This is a genomic window from Veillonella sp. T14073-2 (assembly GCF_002959875.1).
In the GTDB taxonomy this organism is placed as follows: domain Bacteria; phylum Bacillota; class Negativicutes; order Veillonellales; family Veillonellaceae; genus Veillonella; species Veillonella infantium.
The window spans coordinates 548998-564760 of record NZ_PPDC01000006.1; the positions used below are offsets into that span (position 1 = coordinate 548998).

Genomic DNA, 15763 nt, shown 5'->3' on the forward strand with positions numbered 1-15763 from the left:
TATTAAGCGCTTACTTGATTCGCCGCTTTAATAATATCAATAAATTCATCAACTACTAAGGATGCACCACCTACTAGGGCACCATCAATATTTGGTTCCCCAAGGATTTCACGGGCATTTTCGGATTTAACACTACCACCATATTGGATACGCACGGCATCAGCAGTTTCATCATCGTACAAAGAGCGAATATACTCGCGAATTTCTTTACATACTTCTTCTGCTTGATCAGCGGTTGCTGTTTTTCCAGTGCCTATAGCCCAAATTGGTTCGTACGCAATAATCAATTGGCTAACTTGTTCCTTTGGAACGTCAACCAGAGCCCCTTTAAGTTGAGACGTAATCCAGTCAAGCGTATGACCGGATTCACGTTGTTCTAAACTTTCACCAACACATACAATAGGAGTCAAATTATGATGGAATGCACTTTTGATTTTTGCATTTACCGTCTCATCTGTTTCACCATAATATTCACGGCGTTCAGAGTGACCAATAATAACATAATTGACGCCTACCTCTGTAAGCATAAGTGGTGAAATTTCACCAGTGAATGCACCAGCATCATGATAATCCATAGTTTGTGCGCCTACTTCAATAGCTGTATCTCGTGTTAGTGCTACAGCACGTTCAATAGCTGTGAAAGGAGGGCAAACAACTACATCACAGGATAATTCCATATCTTGTAACACGCTGTTAAACGCTTCGATCAGAATTGATCCAGACGCAATGGTGCCATTCATTTTCCAATTTCCTGCAATAATGGGTTTTCTCATATTATGCCTCAGACAATGCAGCAATACCTGGTAGAATTTTGCCTTCTAAGAATTCTAAAGATGCACCACCACCTGTGGAGATATGGCTAATTTTATCTGCTAAGCCACTTTTTTCAATAGCCGCTACAGAGTCGCCACCACCAACGATAGTCATCGCATCGGATTCAGCTACAGCTTTTGCTACTGCATTAGTACCAGCTGCAAAGTTTTCCATTTCAAATACGCCCATAGGACCATTCCAAATAATAGTCTTCATTGGCGCCAATGCTTCTACATAGAGCTCCCGTGTTTTTGGACCAATATCTAGAATCATCCACCCATCTTCAATATTTTCAACGTCAACGATTTTAGTGTTTGCGTCGTTGCTGAAAGCATCAGCTACTACAGCATCGATAGGTGTCAATAATTTAGCACCTGCTACGCGAGCTTCCATAACAAGATCTGTAGCAATAGCTTCTTGACCTTCTTCAAATAAAGAGCTACCAATGTTGCAGCCTTGTGCTTTTATGAAAGCATTTGCCATACCACCGCCGATAATCATTACATCAACTTTAGGCAAAAGGTTTGAAATAACAGAAATTTTATCTGTTACCTTAGCACCGCCGATAATAGCTGCCATAGGTGTTTTAGGATGAACTACAGCTGCACTTAATGCATCAATTTCTTTTTTTAGCAAGAAACCTGCTGCCATAGGGATATAGTCTGCAATACCAACTACGGATGCTGCATTTCGGTGAGATACACCGAATGCATCATTGATTGCTACATCAGCAAGAGATGCCAATTGTTTAGCAAATTCAGGGTCGTTTTTAGTTTCTTCATTATGGTAACGCAAGTTTTCAAGCATCAATACATCGCCTGGTTGTAATGCTTTTACAGCCTCTTCAACCTTAGGGCCAATGCAGTCATCTACGAATGCTACTGGCTTGTTGATAAGCTCAGATAAATGTTTTGCACATGGTGCCAAAGACATTTCAGGTTTGCGTTCCCCTTTTGGACGACCAAAGTGAGAAGCAAGAATTACCTTTGCCCCTTTTTCAATTAAATAATTGATAGTAGGTAATGCACTACGAATACGAGTGTCATCAGTGATGACACCGTCTTTCATAGGAACATTAAAATCAACACGAACAAATACTGTTTTATTATCTACTTGTAAACCTTCGATTGTTTGTTTCATCAAAGCCTCCCGATTATAAGCCTTTGCTTGCTACGAATGCTGCCATGTCGATAAGACGTTCGGAGTAACCCCATTCGTTATCATACCAAGAAACAACTTTTACCATGTTTCCATCCATAACCATTGTTAAATCAGCGTCAACAATGGAGCTACGTGGATCGGAGCTGAAGTCACAAGATACTAATGGCACATCAGATACACCTAAGATACCTTTTAATTCGCCAGCTGCTGCTTTGCGGAATGCTTCATTGATTTCTTCTTTAGTTGCAGGTTTTTCAAGTTCGCAAACAAGATCTGTAGCAGATACGTCTGGAGTTGGAACGCGCAATGCAAAACCATCAAGTTTACCTTTCAATTGAGGCAATACTTTAGCAACAGCTTTTGCTGCACCAGTAGTTGTAGGAATGATAGACATAGCTGCTGCACGAGCACGGCGAGGGTCTTTATGACGTGCATCAAGAATTTTTTGGTCATTAGTATAAGAATGAATAGTTGTCATCATGCCGCGTTTAATGCCGAATTCATCACATAATACTTTAGCGAATGGAGCCAAGCAGTTTGTTGTGCAAGATGCGTTGGAAATAATGTGGTGTTTTGCAGGATCGTACATATCTTGGTTAACACCCATAACCATAGTTAAGTCTTCGTTTTTACCAGGTGCAGAAATCAATACTTTTTTAACTGTAGGTTGATTTAAATGAACTTTTGCTTCTTCTGCATCGCGGTATTTACCTGTACATTCCATAACGATTTCTACGCCTTCTTCAGACCAAGGCAATTTGGAAGCATCGCGGTCGTGGAATACGCGGATTTTTTTACCATCAACATAAATGTTGTCTTCATCGAATGTTACTTCGTTAGGAATTGTACCATGTACAGAGTCGTATTTTAATAATAATGCAGTACCTTCATTATCGCCAGTAGCATTGATTGCTACAACTTCTACGTCAGGATTGTTAATCGCTGCACGTACTACACATTTACCAATACGACCAAAACCGTTAATACCAACTTTTACTGCCATTGTTAGATCCTCCTAATAACAAAAATATTCTAACAAAATATTTAACTACTAACTTCATTTATAACGCTGAAATTTGTAACAATTGACGCATACCTTCTGCAGCTTGCTCATCAATGATAAGTATGCCTTTTTGACAAGCTCTCATAACACCAATAATGGCACTCGATTTGTCTTGGCCACCAGCTACAGCAATCACATTTGGAATTTTTGCAACATCCGGAAGTGATAACCCAATATTATTAGTGGAGTAAATCAACTTACCATCTATATCGCAATATTGACCAAGAGCTTCGCCAACAGCATGATTATCTACTAACTGCTTACGCACATCATCAGCTATATGGCGCTGATCCGCCATGCGCATAGCTGTACCAATACCAAACAACAATACGTCAGTCCTACTAATGAGATCCCCAATTTCCTTAATTTGAGGTTCACAAGTCATGAGCATATGCAATGAGTCTTGTGAAAGCCCATCAGGTAAATGGAGCATTTTATAGGTCCCACGAAGCCGTTCAGCAAGCACCGAAGCAATTACGTTAGCTTGATATTCTACAACCTCACCAACGCCCCCACGGGCAGGTACAACAATAGGATTAAATGGTAATACAGGCATTTCTTCAGCTACTGCAGCCATTGTACTACCACCACTGATAGCAACTACAGAGTCAGGTTCTAATAATTCCTGTAATAGCTTTGCTGCTGCAAAACCTAACTTTTTAACCATCAACGTTCCTTCTGTAGGCGTAATGATAACCCTATCGATATGAAGTGCTTCAGTCAATCGATGTTCTAGCTCGTTAATACGATCTAATTCATTTAAAAAATTTCGCAACTTTGGAACAATTGCATGTCCCTCATCAGTGAGAAAAATCCCTGGTTTATAAATGTCTACGAGACCATTAGCACGCATTAACTCAATATGACTTCGTACGGTTCGCTCTGGAAGGTCCGTTGCAGTAGCTAATGTCCTACGGCCTATAGGCTCTTCATAAACTAGGTGGTTTAATATTTTGTATCGCTCCTTTAATACACTAACGATTTCAGGAACAATACGTTCACATATCATTAGAAACTCGTTCATCGGGTCCCTCCTTTACCCGTTGGGATTGTATGAATCGTTTTTCGTCCCATGTGAACAAAATTCGTCCCACCTAAAATAAAAAAATACTTTTACATCTGTATTGTATACCCTATGTAGATTTTATTCAAGACTTTATAGGAGAAAACGACATAATTTAGATATTTTATACAACTTTGTACCTAAATTATGTCGTTTTATATGATTATATTATTTTGTACCGAAGATGCGGTCACCAGCATCGCCTAAACCAGGCAAGATGTAACCATGATCATTAAGTTTTTCATCAAGGGCCGCTACATAAATAGGAACATCAGGATGTTCTTTATTCACTGCTTCCACACCTTCAGGAGCCGCAACAAGACACATTAACTTAATATTTTTAGCGCCTTTTTCCTTTAACAATGTAATAGCAGCTGCTGCACTACCACCAGTAGCTAACATTGGATCTGTTACTATAAAGTCGCGTTCACCTACATCAGAAGGTAACTTACAGTAGTATTCTACTGGTTTCAAAGTTTCAGGATCACGATATAAACCGATATGACCAACCTTTGCAGTTGGAATCAAGTTAAGCATACCATTTACCATACCTAGGCCAGCACGAAGAATTGGGATAATACCCAATTTTTTACCTGCAATACGTTTGCCAGTCATTTTAGTTAAAGGTGTTTGTACTTCTACATCCTCTAATGGAAGGTTACGAGTAATTTCATAACCCATCAACATAGTAATCTCATCAAGTAATTCTCTAAAATCCTTAGAGCCTGTTTCTGCATCACGCATCAATGTAACTTTGTGTTGAATCAATGGATGTGTCATAACATTAACTTTCATGACTGTCCTCCTATAAATAATTTACATACCCTATCGGTATCCATTTAATATTCATATTTACTCTATCACAGATTGATAAATCATGCCATAAAAATATTAAAAGGGATATGCCTAGGCACACCCCTTTTATGCTACTTATAGGTTTATAGGACTACAAATATGTAAGTGCTATAGTTAATCTAATAGATTAATATAAAGGATACGCTTCACAAAGAGCTGCCACACGTTTGCTTGCTTCTTCATGAATTGCTTTATCTTCAGGATTTTTAAGAACAGTTGCAATGATGTCTGCAATTTCTTCCATATCTTTTACTTGTAAACCACGTGTTGTAAGAGCTGGTGTACCAAGACGGATACCACTTGTTACAAATGGGCTAGCTGGATCAAATGGAATTGTATTCTTATTACATGTAATACCTACTTCATCAAGTAAGTGTTCTGCTTCTTTACCTGTTAAACCAGTATTGCGAACATCTACAAGCATAACGTGAGTATCTGTACCGCCAGAAACAATTGTTAAGCCTTTTTCTTGCAATGCAGCAGCCAATGCTTTTGCATTATCGATAACTTGTTGTGCATATACTTTAAACTCAGGTTGTAATGCTTCACCAAATGCTACAGCTTTAGCAGCGATAACATGCATCAAAGGACCACCTTGAATGCCAGGGAAGATAGCTTTATCGATTGCTTTTGCATATTTTTCTTTGCAAAGAATCATACCGCCACGAGGACCACGCAATGTTTTATGAGTTGTTGTAGTAACGATATCAGCATATTCTACAGGATTTGGATGTAAACCTGCTGCTACAAGGCCTGCGAAGTGAGCCATATCTACCATGAAGATAGCATCAACTTCATGAGCTACATCAGCCATTTTTTTGAAGTCAATTTGACGGCTATAAGCACTACCACCAGCGATAATCAATTTAGGTTTTGCTTCTAAAACGATTTTACGGAACTCATCATAATCGATTTGTTGAGTTTCTGCATCTACACCGTAAGGTACTACATTGAAATATGTACCAGATACGTTAACAGGAGAACCATGAGTTAAATGACCACCATGGGACAAATTCATGCCCACAATAGTATCACCTGGTTGTAATAATGCGAAATACACACCAAAGTTTGCTTGAGAACCAGAGTGAGGTTGTACGTTAGCATGTTCTGCACCGAACAAGCGTTTTGCTCGTTCAATAGCTAATGTTTCGATAACATCAACATTTTCACAACCGCCATAATAACGTTTACCAGGATACCCTTCTGCATATTTGTTAGTTAATACGCTACCTTGAGCTTCCATTACTGCTTGAGAAACAAAGTTTTCAGAAGCGATCATTTCTAATTTATCGCGTTGGCGTGCTAATTCTTGATTGATAACAGCTTGAATATTAGGGTCTTGTTTTTCTAAGAAACTCATGAGTATCCTCCTCGTGCAAAACGAATATATATAGGTAATGATGTATTACTTCTCTAATGCTTTAATTTTCTCTACACGGCGTGCGTGACGACCACCTTCGAACTCTGTTTCCATAAAGATGGCAACAATATCATTAGCTAGGCCAGGACCAATAACGCGTTCCCCCATTGTGAGAATATTAGCGTCATTATGTTCACGACATGCATGAGCAGAGAATGTATCATGACAAAGAGCAGCGCGAATACCTGCAATCTTATTTGCTGCAATACCGATACCAATACCAGTACCACAAATCAAAATACCTCTGTCTGCTTGACCAGATACGACTGCATTTGCTACAGGTACAGCAATATCAGGATAGTCGCAAGAATCAGCTGTATGGCAGCCAAAATCCTCTACTTCATGTCCCAATGCATTTAACAATTCCTTAACGGATGTTTTTAAATTTAATCCGCCATGATCACAACCAATTGCAACTTTCATAATTTCATCTCCTACGCCTTCTGAGGCACTGATGTAAGACCAGCCTCTACTAAGTGATAAATTTGTTCCGCACATTGATTATATACGGTTTGATCAGACCCATATGGGTCCGTAACATCACCATCTTGACCACCCCACTCGGAAATCGTTTTGATTTTACTTTCCTCAAACGGGAATTGGCGAAGTAGTACAGATTTGTGATCTTTCGTCATACCAATGATAAGATCTGCTGCATTCACGAGCTCCATCGTCAATGGTCTCGATTCATGATCAGAAATATCTGCAATGGAACGGACGGCTTCCACGGCTTGTTCAGTTGGTTTTGCTCCATAAGCGGCAAATAAACCAGCTGATACAGTCGTCACATCCTTATGTTGCTCCGCTGCAAGGGCCCGTGTAATACCTTCAGCCATAGGGCTACGACAAGTATTACCGGTACATACAAATAAAATATTCATAATAACATCCTTACTTAATCACATTTTGTGATTACTTTATACATTATAGCAAATCCATCCAATATGTAAAGACATATTTCTATTATCAGTGGACATTTTTATTTCAGTAAATTTACTTATAAATGATATGATGACTCGATGCCTTTTCCATGCGGTTCATAATAGCAACACCAAAACCGTCGTCATCAACACCTTCTGCCAAGATTAAGGTAACATGATTTTCGTTAAAATATAATAGGCTTTTATAAAAGTCATGGCCTAATGATAAGGCATCACCATAATTGCCAAAACAATGGAATATAAAGCGTGTATCCTCTTTCATAAGGTTATACGTTTCATGACTCACTAAACAACCTATAGGACCTTCTATCTCCTTTGATAGCTCTTTAAAAGTACTTGCCACCCGCTCTGGACTACCTACAACAACTGTCATAGGTGCATCAGGAGCATAATGGGTATACTTCATACCAGGAGCTTTAGGCTTAGTTGTTGCATTAACGAGAGCAATATCATACTCAACCGTAGATACAACAGCTTCAAGTTGTGCTTTTGTTATTCCACCTGGTCTCAATATAATGACCTTGTCATCATGTACTTCCACAACAGTAGACTCTACACCAATCATACATGGTCCTGCATCTAAAATATAGGAAATACGGCCCTTCATATCATGGTAAACATCTTGTGCCGTTGTCGGACTTGGACGTCCAGATATATTAGCACTAGGAGCTGCTACCGGTACACCGGTACGCTCTAATAAAGCTCGACAAATTGGATGATCAGGACAACGTAAAGCAACACGAGATAAACCGCCTGTAGCACGATCTGGCACTAAATCTGATTTAGGCAATGTGATTGTCAATGGACCAGGCCAAAATGTATCCATTAATAATTGTGCCGTATTTGAAACCTCTGTTACTAAAGGTTTTATACTTTCACTATTAGGAACATGTAAAATAAGTGGATTGTCGGATGGGCGACCTTTAGCGGCGTAGATTTTATCCATTGCCTCCGGATCAAGCCCATTAGCGCCAAGTCCATATACAGTTTCTGTAGGAATGGACACTAATTCGCTATTACGCAAAGCGCGAGCAAGCATATCTAGTTCTTGATCTGATGGATTTGTAATAATTTGAGTATCCATATTATCCCTCATATATAGCTGTTACAACGCGGTCATTTCCGCCGAGGTCAGTAATACATCGAATATTAGAGTACTGCCCTGTTTCTTCTAATAAAGCCTTTACAGCCTCAGCTTGATCAAAACCTATTTCAAAGGCAATATGGCCTCGCGATTTTAAATATGTGCCACATGTCTTAGCCAAAATACGATAGAAATCAAGGCCATCTTCACCGCCAAACAAGGCAATATGGGGCTCATTTAATACGTCCTGAGACAATAATTTAGCATCCCCAGCACGGATATAAGGTGGATTTGATACGATGAGATCAAACTGTTCATTTTTACCATCTAGAACAGAAAACATATCAGACTCTAACAATTGAACACGATCATTTAAGTTAAATCTTTCACTATTTACCTTAGCCAATGACAAAGCATCGGTAGATATTTCAATACCCATGCCACACGCATTCGGCAAATAGTGTAATAGACTTAATAATATCGTGCCAGGGCCCGTACATACATCAAGGATGCGAATATTACTATCCTTTTGATACGTGCCTAGTACATGCTCAATCAACGTTTCTGTATCAGGTCGTGGAATCAATACCTTATCATTAACCTTAAAGGTCAATCCCATAAAGTCCTTCTCCCCAATAATAGCCGCTACACAATGTCCCTTAGCTCGTTCTTGAACGAGAGGTCTGAAAGCATCGAGTTCCTCTTGGATAAGCGGTTGGTCATAATGGGTATATAGATAAATACGATCCTTGCCTAAAACGTGAGAAAGCAGTACTTCCCCATCAAGTCGAGGTGTATCCATCTCCTTGCTTTGAAAGTACTGCTCTGTCCACTGGAGAATACGACCGATTGTCCAAATCTCCTTATACATTTGTATTAGCCTCCTGCATTTTTGCTGCTTGGTCAGCAGCATTTAAGGCTTGAATGATTTCATCTAGATCGCCATTTAAAATAGCATCTAATTTATACAATGTTAAGTTAATACGATGATCTGTTACGCGACCTTGTGGATAGTTATAGGTACGAATACGTTCACTACGGTCACCTGTACCAACTTGGCTCTTACGGTCTGCTGCCATGCTAGAAATAGCCTCTTGTTCAGCTTGGTCTTGCAATTTTGCACGCAATACACGCATAGCTTTTTCACGGTTTTGTAATTGAGAACGTTGGTCTTGACATGCTACAACGATACCAGATGGTAAGTGGGTAATACGAACAGCAGACTCAGTTTTATTGATATGCTGACCGCCCGCACCACTCGCACGATAGGTGTCGATTTTTAAGTCTTTTTCATTAACTTCAATATCAACATCTTCCATTTCTGGCAACACCGCTACTGTAACGGTAGATGTATGTACACGGCCTTGTGTTTCCGTAGCAGGTACACGTTGTACACGGTGTACACCTGATTCAAATTTCATCTTGGAGTATACATTTTCACCATCTACGGAGAAAATAACCTCTTTAAAGCCACCTAGTTCAGGTTCATTGGCATCAATAATCTCGCAACGCCAGCCTTGGCTTTCCGCATATTTTGTATACATACGGAACAAATCGCCTGCAAATAATGCCGCTTCATCACCACCGGCACCACCACGAATTTCAATAATAATGTTCTTATCATCATTAGGATCCTTAGGCAGTAAAAGGATTTGTAATTTCTCTTCTAATTCCTCTTTTTGAGGTTTTAGCTCTTTTAATTCCTCTTGTGCCATTTCACGGAATTCTTCATCCATGGATTTATCTTCAATAACTTCCATAGCTTCATCAATACCAGCTAATACTTTTTTATAAGTACGGAATGTTTCAACTGTTTCAGATAATTGAGCATGTTGACGTGTTAATTTACGCCATTCATCTTGGCGTGCAATCACTTCAGGGTCACTGATGCGCTGCTCCAGGTCCATAAATTTATCTTCAATAACTTGTAATTTATCTACTAACATGTTTATTCCTCTTCATATGCATCACTCTCAGGAGGTCGAACCTCTTCAAGAGCTCGTATAGCGACTTCAATTTGATCATCTTCTGGTTCACGTGTGGTCATGTACTGTAATGCAAGACCTGGTTTGATAAGAGCTTTCACAAAGGAATGCTCACTACGACCAGCAAGACGAATAACCTCGTACGCAATACCTGCCACTACTGGCATGAGAAGTACGCGGCTTACGATACGTTCCAACAAATTAGGCCAACCTAAAAAGGCAAATACAAAGATACTCACCACCATAACGATGAGTAAGAAATTTGTACCACATCGAGGATGTAAACGACTTTGTTTGCGAACGTTTTCTACGGTAAGAGGCAAGTCTAATTCATAGGTATGAATCGTTTTATGCTCGGCCCCATGATATTGGAAAACTCGTTGAATATCCTTCGTAAGCCCAATCCCCCAAATATAGAGTAGAAAAAGAACTAAACGAATGACACCTTCAATGAGATTTAATACTACATGATTATCCTGTACACCAGGAATGAATTTTACGATAAATGTAGGCAATGCCAAAAATACAGCTATCGCAAATATGGTGGAAATAACCATAGTAATGGCAATTTCACTATTAGACATTTCTTCCTCTTCATCGCCAGCGGCTTTAGCGGAGAAGGACAATGCCTTCATGCCAATGACTAAAGATTCATAGAGGGCTACACAGCCCCGAAGAAATGGTTTTTTCAAAATTGGATATGTGTCAGCAATAGATTTTGTAGGCTCTTTTTGAACTACAATGGTTCCTGATGGTTCTCGTACAGCTGTTGCTGTAACACCAGGCCCCCTCATCATGACACCTTCGATCACAGCTTGTCCACCGACAAACTTTTTAATACGTTCTGTGTTCACAAGAGCTCCTCTCATAAACAAATAGAGGCAGAGCCCATAGCCCTGCCAATAGATGCTACATTACATGACAAATTATTTGCCGTAACGTTTGTTAAATTGTTCAATACGACCACGAGCTTGAGCTGCGCGTTGTTGACCAGTGAAGAACGGATGGCATTTGGAGCAAACGTCTACACGAAGGTCTTCTTTTACAGAGCCAGTTTTGAATGTGTTGCCACAACCGCAAGTTACTGTAGCTTCTTTATAGTCTGGATGAATACCTTGTTTCATTCTATACACCTCTTTCCGACAATCAATATTATTCTTATAGATTATAGCATGACATATGCACAAATGCAAGTTGCCAATACTATTCCTTGGATGCTTGTTTTTCTTCAATAGACTCAGCTAAGATGGTCTCTAAGTCACTTTCATTAAGGATGTCACGCAATGCGATGAGCTCCTCTAAGGAAAGGGTAATACCCTTTTTCATGCTTGTATATTCACTATCCCAAGCGCGAAGGTCAAACTTAGGATTATATTTACCCCAGCTAGTGCATGTTAATTGTTTTTTCCAACCGTCTTTATCTTCAGATAAAGTACCAATAACTTTGAAGATTTCAAAATTAATAACAGCCATGGGTCCTCCTTTCTTACACATTCGTGTAGTATGTTTCATACCTACTATATTTAGTAGTTTATATTTTTTAGGATACGATATATTTTAAACTAAATATTAGACTTTTACAATTAGTTTTTATAATCGCTATAATCTTCAATATCAATAGATGTTGTTGGTGGCATAACTTGAGCGCCTAATTCATCTACTGTAGATTTCCAATCCTCTGTCGCTTCTGTCACAGCCTTGATATACGCTTCATCAGCTGCTTGAACAGATGTGATTAGTTGAGCCTCATTGTTAACATCTAACACGCGTCGACGTACACTGCTAAGCATATAACCGAATGACTCATCTGTTTGAACGAGCATGGAAACTTCTTGAATCAATGTTTGACCAATAGTGCTACAGAAGTATGCATACCACATATAGGCTAATTCAGCATCTGGGAACATCCAATAGATGTCCTCTTTTGGTGCTTCTGTAGTAATATCTACATCTACATGGTCTGTATGGCGTTTAAATGTTAGGAAATAAGCGCCATTTTCAATAAGAGCATTACGACCTAATTCAGAAACTCGGCTGTCGATACAGTAAATACCATCTTGTCCTAAGGCTACATCAGTTTGACCACCTGGCAATAAAATAGAACGCAAAGACAAGCCATAATTTAATACGGTAAATACGGGCAATTGCGCAAATACACCATGAGGCAATGGAATATAATTAATCGTTTTCCATTCTTCGCCAACGCGTTCACGAAGGCCAACACGCATCTTTTTAACATCATATTTGCCATATACAATTTCATAGGCTCCTAATGGAGTCCACTCACGGATAGCTTCCACACGCTTTTGGTTCAAGAAAAATTGTAATGCCATATTATTCAAGCCCAATTGATTTTGAGCCATCGTTGCAGGTAAGAATAATTGTGCAGTTCCTTCCGGGACAAGATTATGTAAACCATTAGCCACTTCTTCCACAATATCTTCAGAGGATTGGAACATGCCAACCGTTCCTGTAAAGATATGATCAAAATAGCTGCGATGAGGCCATTGATTAATAATTTGCGCCATCGGATATAAACGTGTCAAAATGCTATAGCACACTGGAGATGCCGTATAAAGCACAACTTTTTTATCTTCATAAGATTGAAGGATTTCTTCAATCATACCTGTGTATTCTTCTACATAAGCATATAGAACGAGTTCTCCCGTTTTACTATGGGCTTCAATACTTTCACGAACAGGAGTCTCCCAAATAGTACCAACATCTAGACCATCTAAAATACCTGTGTCGCTAATAAAATCAAATAATTCGACTCTAAAGGAAGGACCATATAGAGCTTGGAATGTATTCAAATCATATGGAACAGGGCCAAAAGACTCTACTGTAGATTTTTCCGCTAACGCATATAAATCATCAGCCGTAACGCCCCACTCACGGGAGCTAGCATTACTAGAAATTAATTGATCTAACACTTTAAAACGCATTAACTCATTTACAATATCAATACCTTCAATGCCATGAGTAGCACAAAGGGCAATAAATTCTTCGTTATTTACTTTCATATTAAACCTTTCCAGCTGAAGGACATAAGTGATTTAAAAAACATTCTTCACATAAAGGCTTACGAGCCTTACATAATTTACGGCCATGGTAAATTAACCAGTGATGGGCAGCAGCCCAATCCTCTTTAGGAATAGCCTTTTGCAATTTCTTCTCCATCTCTTCTGGTGTTTTAGCAATTCCCAGTTTTAATCGGTTAGACACACGGAATACATGAGTATCTACAGCAATCGCTGGCGTACCAAACAATACAGATACAACCACATTTGCAGTCTTACGACCTACACCAGGTAATTCAACGAGTTGGTCAAACTCCCGTGGCACTTCCCCATGGTATTGTTCTACTAGAATCTGACAAGTTGCAATCAAATTTTTGGCTTTAGATTTATAAAGGCCACAGTCCTTAATCAGAGTTTCTAATTTGGTAACCCCAACTGCTAGCATCTTAGCCGGATGATTTAGTTCAGGAAATAACCGTTTAGTAACGATATTAACTCTCTCATCCGTACATTGTGCAGATAATACAACTGCCACTAATAATTCAAATTCATTTGTATACTCAAGGGCAGGTTTTGCATCAAAATAATGCTCTTGCAATAATTTCAATTGCTCTGCCTTTATTGCTTTTGTTACACGCATACAGCTCTCCTTTCTCACTTGTGAAAGTACAGTCGCGTACAACTTATATCTTACCATACGTATTCATTTAGTTCTATGTTATAATAAATCATGTTATTCTAATATAGAATACAGGAGGTCAATATGAGCAATATTAACGATACATTAAAACGTATAAATGAACTAGCAGGAAAGAAAAAATCTGGGCAACAACTCACACCAGAGGAATTAGCAGAAAAAAAAGAACTTTATGAGATTTACTTAAGCTTCATTCGAGGCCAAATCACAGATACATTGGACCGTGTTGAATTCGTGGATCCAGAAACAGGTGAACGTACAGCTCCTAAACGAGCACTTGAAAACTTAGCTAAAGAAGCTGACAAAGATATTAATGAACATAAAGACATTCACTAATGCAAGAAAAGCCACTTGATACATGGATCAAGTGGCTTTTCACATAAGTTTTACTTATCTATTATAATTTACCAAGGCGTTTCATGGCATTATAAATTTTTTCGGCAAGACCTGTCATTTGGAATTTAGGAATACCGCATGCTGCAACGCGAATACCATTTGCTAAAGCGATAACATAAATATGTTCTTTCTTCAATTCTTCGCAGATAGCATTAGCAGAATCTGTAGGAATCGTAATAAAGAAACCACCGCGATATGGCAACATAGGAAGACCAACTTGTGCTGCTTCTTGTTTAAATATATCAGCACGATCGCGAATCAATTGATAATAGCAATTACGTTCATCTTCATAAGCTTTAAACTTAGCTGAATCAGCTACAATATTTGCCATTGTACGCATTGCAGGGCGGCAAATATTAGACCATGTAGCACGGCTTGTAGATTTGTTGATTTCTAAAAATTCATCAGCAATTTCTTCATCATCAGAAATACCAATCAAGGCACCTACACGTTGACCATACATAGTGAATCCTTTAGACAAGCTATAGCAAACACATGTAAGGATTTCTTTTGGCAAATGACTGAATTTACTAAAGAATGCACGAACCTCTTCTTTTTCACCAGAATAATCAAGGTATGCTACATCAATGCCAATGATTACATTATTACGGCCTATAGCAACCAGTTCTTTCAAGAAGTTAAGGATAGATTCCCAATCTTTATCCTCAATAGAATAGCCAGTTGGGTTATTACCAGGTGTATTAAACACAATTAAAACATTTGTTTGTTTCGCAGCTAATTCATTTACACGATTTTGGAACGCTTCATGGTTAAAGTTATTATGTTCATCAAATAAAGAATAGGTAACAAGTGTACGACCTACATCGCTACAAATTATACGATAGGCACCCCAGAACCAATCAGCAGTCAATACTTCATCACCAGGTTCTGTATAGTTATGAATTAAGTGATGGATACCGCCAGTACCACCAGCTGTAGCGATGCTACGGATGTGACCTTCTGGACGAGAATTACCAAAACATTCTTTCTCAGCAGCTGCTAAAAACTCTGGAATACCTGCAATTGGGGCATAACCAATATGTTCAGTGTCATTAAGACCCAAATATTCTTCTTTAACGGTTTTGAGGAAAACTAATTTGCCATCTTCATCGTGAATAGCACCTAAAGTACCATTTACAACGTTCTCTCGACCATTTTCTTTAGCATCAGCTAATGCTTGTCCAGCAGTTACAAAGATCACATCTTTAAGTTTTTTCCCTTTCGCATGCTTTGCAGCAACACTTGTCATAACTTACACCATCCTA

At 38.9% G+C, this 15763-nt stretch carries 18 protein-coding genes; 1 reads left to right on the forward strand and 17 read right to left on the reverse strand.

Annotated elements, in window-relative coordinates:
- Positions 1–2: 2 nt before the first annotated feature.
- From tpiA to nth, 16 genes are all read right to left on the reverse strand, one after another.
- On the reverse strand, positions 3–773 hold the full coding sequence (gene tpiA, locus VCHSUH04_RS06150) for a triose-phosphate isomerase (protein ID WP_105085795.1): 771 nt from the start codon (positions 771–773) through the stop codon (positions 3–5).
- A gap of 1 nt (position 774) precedes the next feature.
- A complete protein-coding gene (gene pgk, locus VCHSUH04_RS06155; protein ID WP_105085796.1) occupies positions 775–1953 on the reverse strand; it encodes a phosphoglycerate kinase in 1179 nt (392 codons plus the stop codon).
- Between the two features lie 13 nt (positions 1954–1966).
- On the reverse strand, positions 1967–2977 hold the full coding sequence (gene gap, locus VCHSUH04_RS06160) for a type I glyceraldehyde-3-phosphate dehydrogenase (protein WP_105085797.1): 1011 nt from the start codon (positions 2975–2977) through the stop codon (positions 1967–1969).
- A gap of 58 nt (positions 2978–3035) precedes the next feature.
- On the reverse strand, positions 3036–4061 hold the full coding sequence (locus VCHSUH04_RS06165) for a sugar-binding transcriptional regulator (RefSeq protein ID WP_060924221.1): 1026 nt from the start codon (positions 4059–4061) through the stop codon (positions 3036–3038).
- A gap of 207 nt (positions 4062–4268) precedes the next feature.
- A complete protein-coding gene (gene upp, locus VCHSUH04_RS06170; RefSeq protein ID WP_060924220.1) occupies positions 4269–4895 on the reverse strand; it encodes a uracil phosphoribosyltransferase in 627 nt (208 codons plus the stop codon).
- A 187-nt stretch (positions 4896–5082) separates the two neighbouring features.
- Positions 5083–6315, reverse strand: coding sequence for a serine hydroxymethyltransferase (glyA, locus tag VCHSUH04_RS06175; protein ID WP_105085798.1), 1233 nt, complete (start codon positions 6313–6315; stop codon positions 5083–5085).
- Positions 6316–6360: 45 nt separating this feature from the next.
- Positions 6361–6798 (reverse strand): ribose 5-phosphate isomerase B, encoded by a 438-nt coding sequence (rpiB, locus tag VCHSUH04_RS06180; RefSeq protein WP_105085799.1) that lies wholly within the window; start codon positions 6796–6798, stop codon positions 6361–6363.
- 11 nt (positions 6799–6809) lie between these two features.
- Positions 6810–7256: a low molecular weight protein arginine phosphatase gene (locus VCHSUH04_RS06185; protein ID WP_004696171.1), complete on the reverse strand. Its 447-nt coding sequence runs from the start codon at positions 7254–7256 to the stop codon at positions 6810–6812.
- A 112-nt stretch (positions 7257–7368) separates the two neighbouring features.
- Positions 7369–8400, reverse strand: coding sequence for an L-threonylcarbamoyladenylate synthase (locus VCHSUH04_RS06190; protein ID WP_105085800.1), 1032 nt, complete (start codon positions 8398–8400; stop codon positions 7369–7371).
- Position 8401: 1 nt separating this feature from the next.
- Positions 8402–9271: a peptide chain release factor N(5)-glutamine methyltransferase gene (prmC, locus tag VCHSUH04_RS06195; RefSeq protein WP_105085801.1), complete on the reverse strand. Its 870-nt coding sequence runs from the start codon at positions 9269–9271 to the stop codon at positions 8402–8404.
- Positions 9264–10346, reverse strand: a complete 1083-nt coding sequence (prfA, locus tag VCHSUH04_RS06200; protein WP_005386269.1) for a peptide chain release factor 1 — start codon at positions 10344–10346, stop codon at positions 9264–9266. Before prfA ends, prmC begins: the two co-directional genes overlap by 8 nt.
- 2 nt (positions 10347–10348) lie before the next feature.
- A complete protein-coding gene (locus VCHSUH04_RS06205) occupies positions 10349–11254 on the reverse strand; it encodes a DUF1385 domain-containing protein (protein WP_105085802.1) in 906 nt (301 codons plus the stop codon).
- Positions 11255–11311: 57 nt separating this feature from the next.
- Positions 11312–11509 (reverse strand): 50S ribosomal protein L31, encoded by a 198-nt coding sequence (gene rpmE / locus VCHSUH04_RS06210; RefSeq protein ID WP_004696185.1) that lies wholly within the window; start codon positions 11507–11509, stop codon positions 11312–11314.
- A 79-nt stretch (positions 11510–11588) separates the two neighbouring features.
- Positions 11589–11858 carry a YdbC family protein gene (locus VCHSUH04_RS06215; protein ID WP_005386267.1) on the reverse strand — a complete coding sequence of 90 codons (270 nt, stop codon included), beginning with the start codon at positions 11856–11858 and terminating at the stop codon, positions 11589–11591.
- 110 nt (positions 11859–11968) lie between these two features.
- A complete protein-coding gene (locus VCHSUH04_RS06220; protein ID WP_105085803.1) occupies positions 11969–13408 on the reverse strand; it encodes a hypothetical protein in 1440 nt (479 codons plus the stop codon).
- Between the two features lies 1 nt (position 13409).
- On the reverse strand, positions 13410–14045 hold the full coding sequence (nth, locus tag VCHSUH04_RS06225; RefSeq protein WP_105085804.1) for an endonuclease III: 636 nt from the start codon (positions 14043–14045) through the stop codon (positions 13410–13412).
- A 123-nt stretch (positions 14046–14168) separates the two neighbouring features.
- Here nth and VCHSUH04_RS06230 point away from each other — a divergent pair, with 123 nt between their 5' ends.
- Positions 14169–14438, forward strand: coding sequence for a DUF896 domain-containing protein (locus tag VCHSUH04_RS06230; RefSeq protein WP_105085805.1), 270 nt, complete (start codon positions 14169–14171; stop codon positions 14436–14438).
- A 61-nt stretch (positions 14439–14499) separates the two neighbouring features.
- On the opposite strand, the gene VCHSUH04_RS06235 is transcribed toward VCHSUH04_RS06230, so the two are convergent.
- On the reverse strand, positions 14500–15747 hold the full coding sequence (locus tag VCHSUH04_RS06235) for a pyridoxal phosphate-dependent aminotransferase (protein WP_105085806.1): 1248 nt from the start codon (positions 15745–15747) through the stop codon (positions 14500–14502).
- Positions 15748–15763: the final 16 nt, after the last annotated feature.

What these genes read in the sequence shown, in the direction of transcription:
- tpiA (WP_105085795.1), bottom strand. Translation starts at nt 773, where the DNA reads ATGAGAAAACCCATTATTGCAGGAAATTGGAAAATGAATGGCACCATT.
- pgk (WP_105085796.1), bottom strand. Translation starts at nt 1,953, where the DNA reads ATGAAACAAACAATCGAAGGTTTACAAGTAGATAATAAAACAGTATTT.
- gap (WP_105085797.1), bottom strand. Translation starts at nt 2,977, where the DNA reads ATGGCAGTAAAAGTTGGTATTAACGGTTTTGGTCGTATTGGTAAATGT.
- VCHSUH04_RS06165 (WP_060924221.1), bottom strand. Translation starts at nt 4,061, where the DNA reads ATGAACGAGTTTCTAATGATATGTGAACGTATTGTTCCTGAAATCGTT.
- upp (WP_060924220.1), bottom strand. Translation starts at nt 4,895, where the DNA reads ATGAAAGTTAATGTTATGACACATCCATTGATTCAACACAAAGTTACA.
- glyA (WP_105085798.1), bottom strand. Translation starts at nt 6,315, where the DNA reads ATGAGTTTCTTAGAAAAACAAGACCCTAATATTCAAGCTGTTATCAAT.
- rpiB (WP_105085799.1), bottom strand. Translation starts at nt 6,798, where the DNA reads ATGAAAGTTGCAATTGGTTGTGATCATGGCGGATTAAATTTAAAAACA.
- VCHSUH04_RS06185 (WP_004696171.1), bottom strand. Translation starts at nt 7,256, where the DNA reads ATGAATATTTTATTTGTATGTACCGGTAATACTTGTCGTAGCCCTATG.
- VCHSUH04_RS06190 (WP_105085800.1), bottom strand. Translation starts at nt 8,400, where the DNA reads ATGGATACTCAAATTATTACAAATCCATCAGATCAAGAACTAGATATG.
- prmC (WP_105085801.1), bottom strand. Translation starts at nt 9,271, where the DNA reads ATGTATAAGGAGATTTGGACAATCGGTCGTATTCTCCAGTGGACAGAG.
- prfA (WP_005386269.1), bottom strand. Translation starts at nt 10,346, where the DNA reads ATGTTAGTAGATAAATTACAAGTTATTGAAGATAAATTTATGGACCTG.
- VCHSUH04_RS06205 (WP_105085802.1), bottom strand. Translation starts at nt 11,254, where the DNA reads ATGAGAGGAGCTCTTGTGAACACAGAACGTATTAAAAAGTTTGTCGGT.
- rpmE (WP_004696185.1), bottom strand. Translation starts at nt 11,509, where the DNA reads ATGAAACAAGGTATTCATCCAGACTATAAAGAAGCTACAGTAACTTGC.
- VCHSUH04_RS06215 (WP_005386267.1), bottom strand. Translation starts at nt 11,858, where the DNA reads ATGGCTGTTATTAATTTTGAAATCTTCAAAGTTATTGGTACTTTATCT.
- VCHSUH04_RS06220 (WP_105085803.1), bottom strand. Translation starts at nt 13,408, where the DNA reads ATGAAAGTAAATAACGAAGAATTTATTGCCCTTTGTGCTACTCATGGC.
- nth (WP_105085804.1), bottom strand. Translation starts at nt 14,045, where the DNA reads ATGCGTGTAACAAAAGCAATAAAGGCAGAGCAATTGAAATTATTGCAA.
- VCHSUH04_RS06230 (WP_105085805.1), top strand. Translation starts at nt 14,169, where the DNA reads ATGAGCAATATTAACGATACATTAAAACGTATAAATGAACTAGCAGGA.
- VCHSUH04_RS06235 (WP_105085806.1), bottom strand. Translation starts at nt 15,747, where the DNA reads ATGACAAGTGTTGCTGCAAAGCATGCGAAAGGGAAAAAACTTAAAGAT.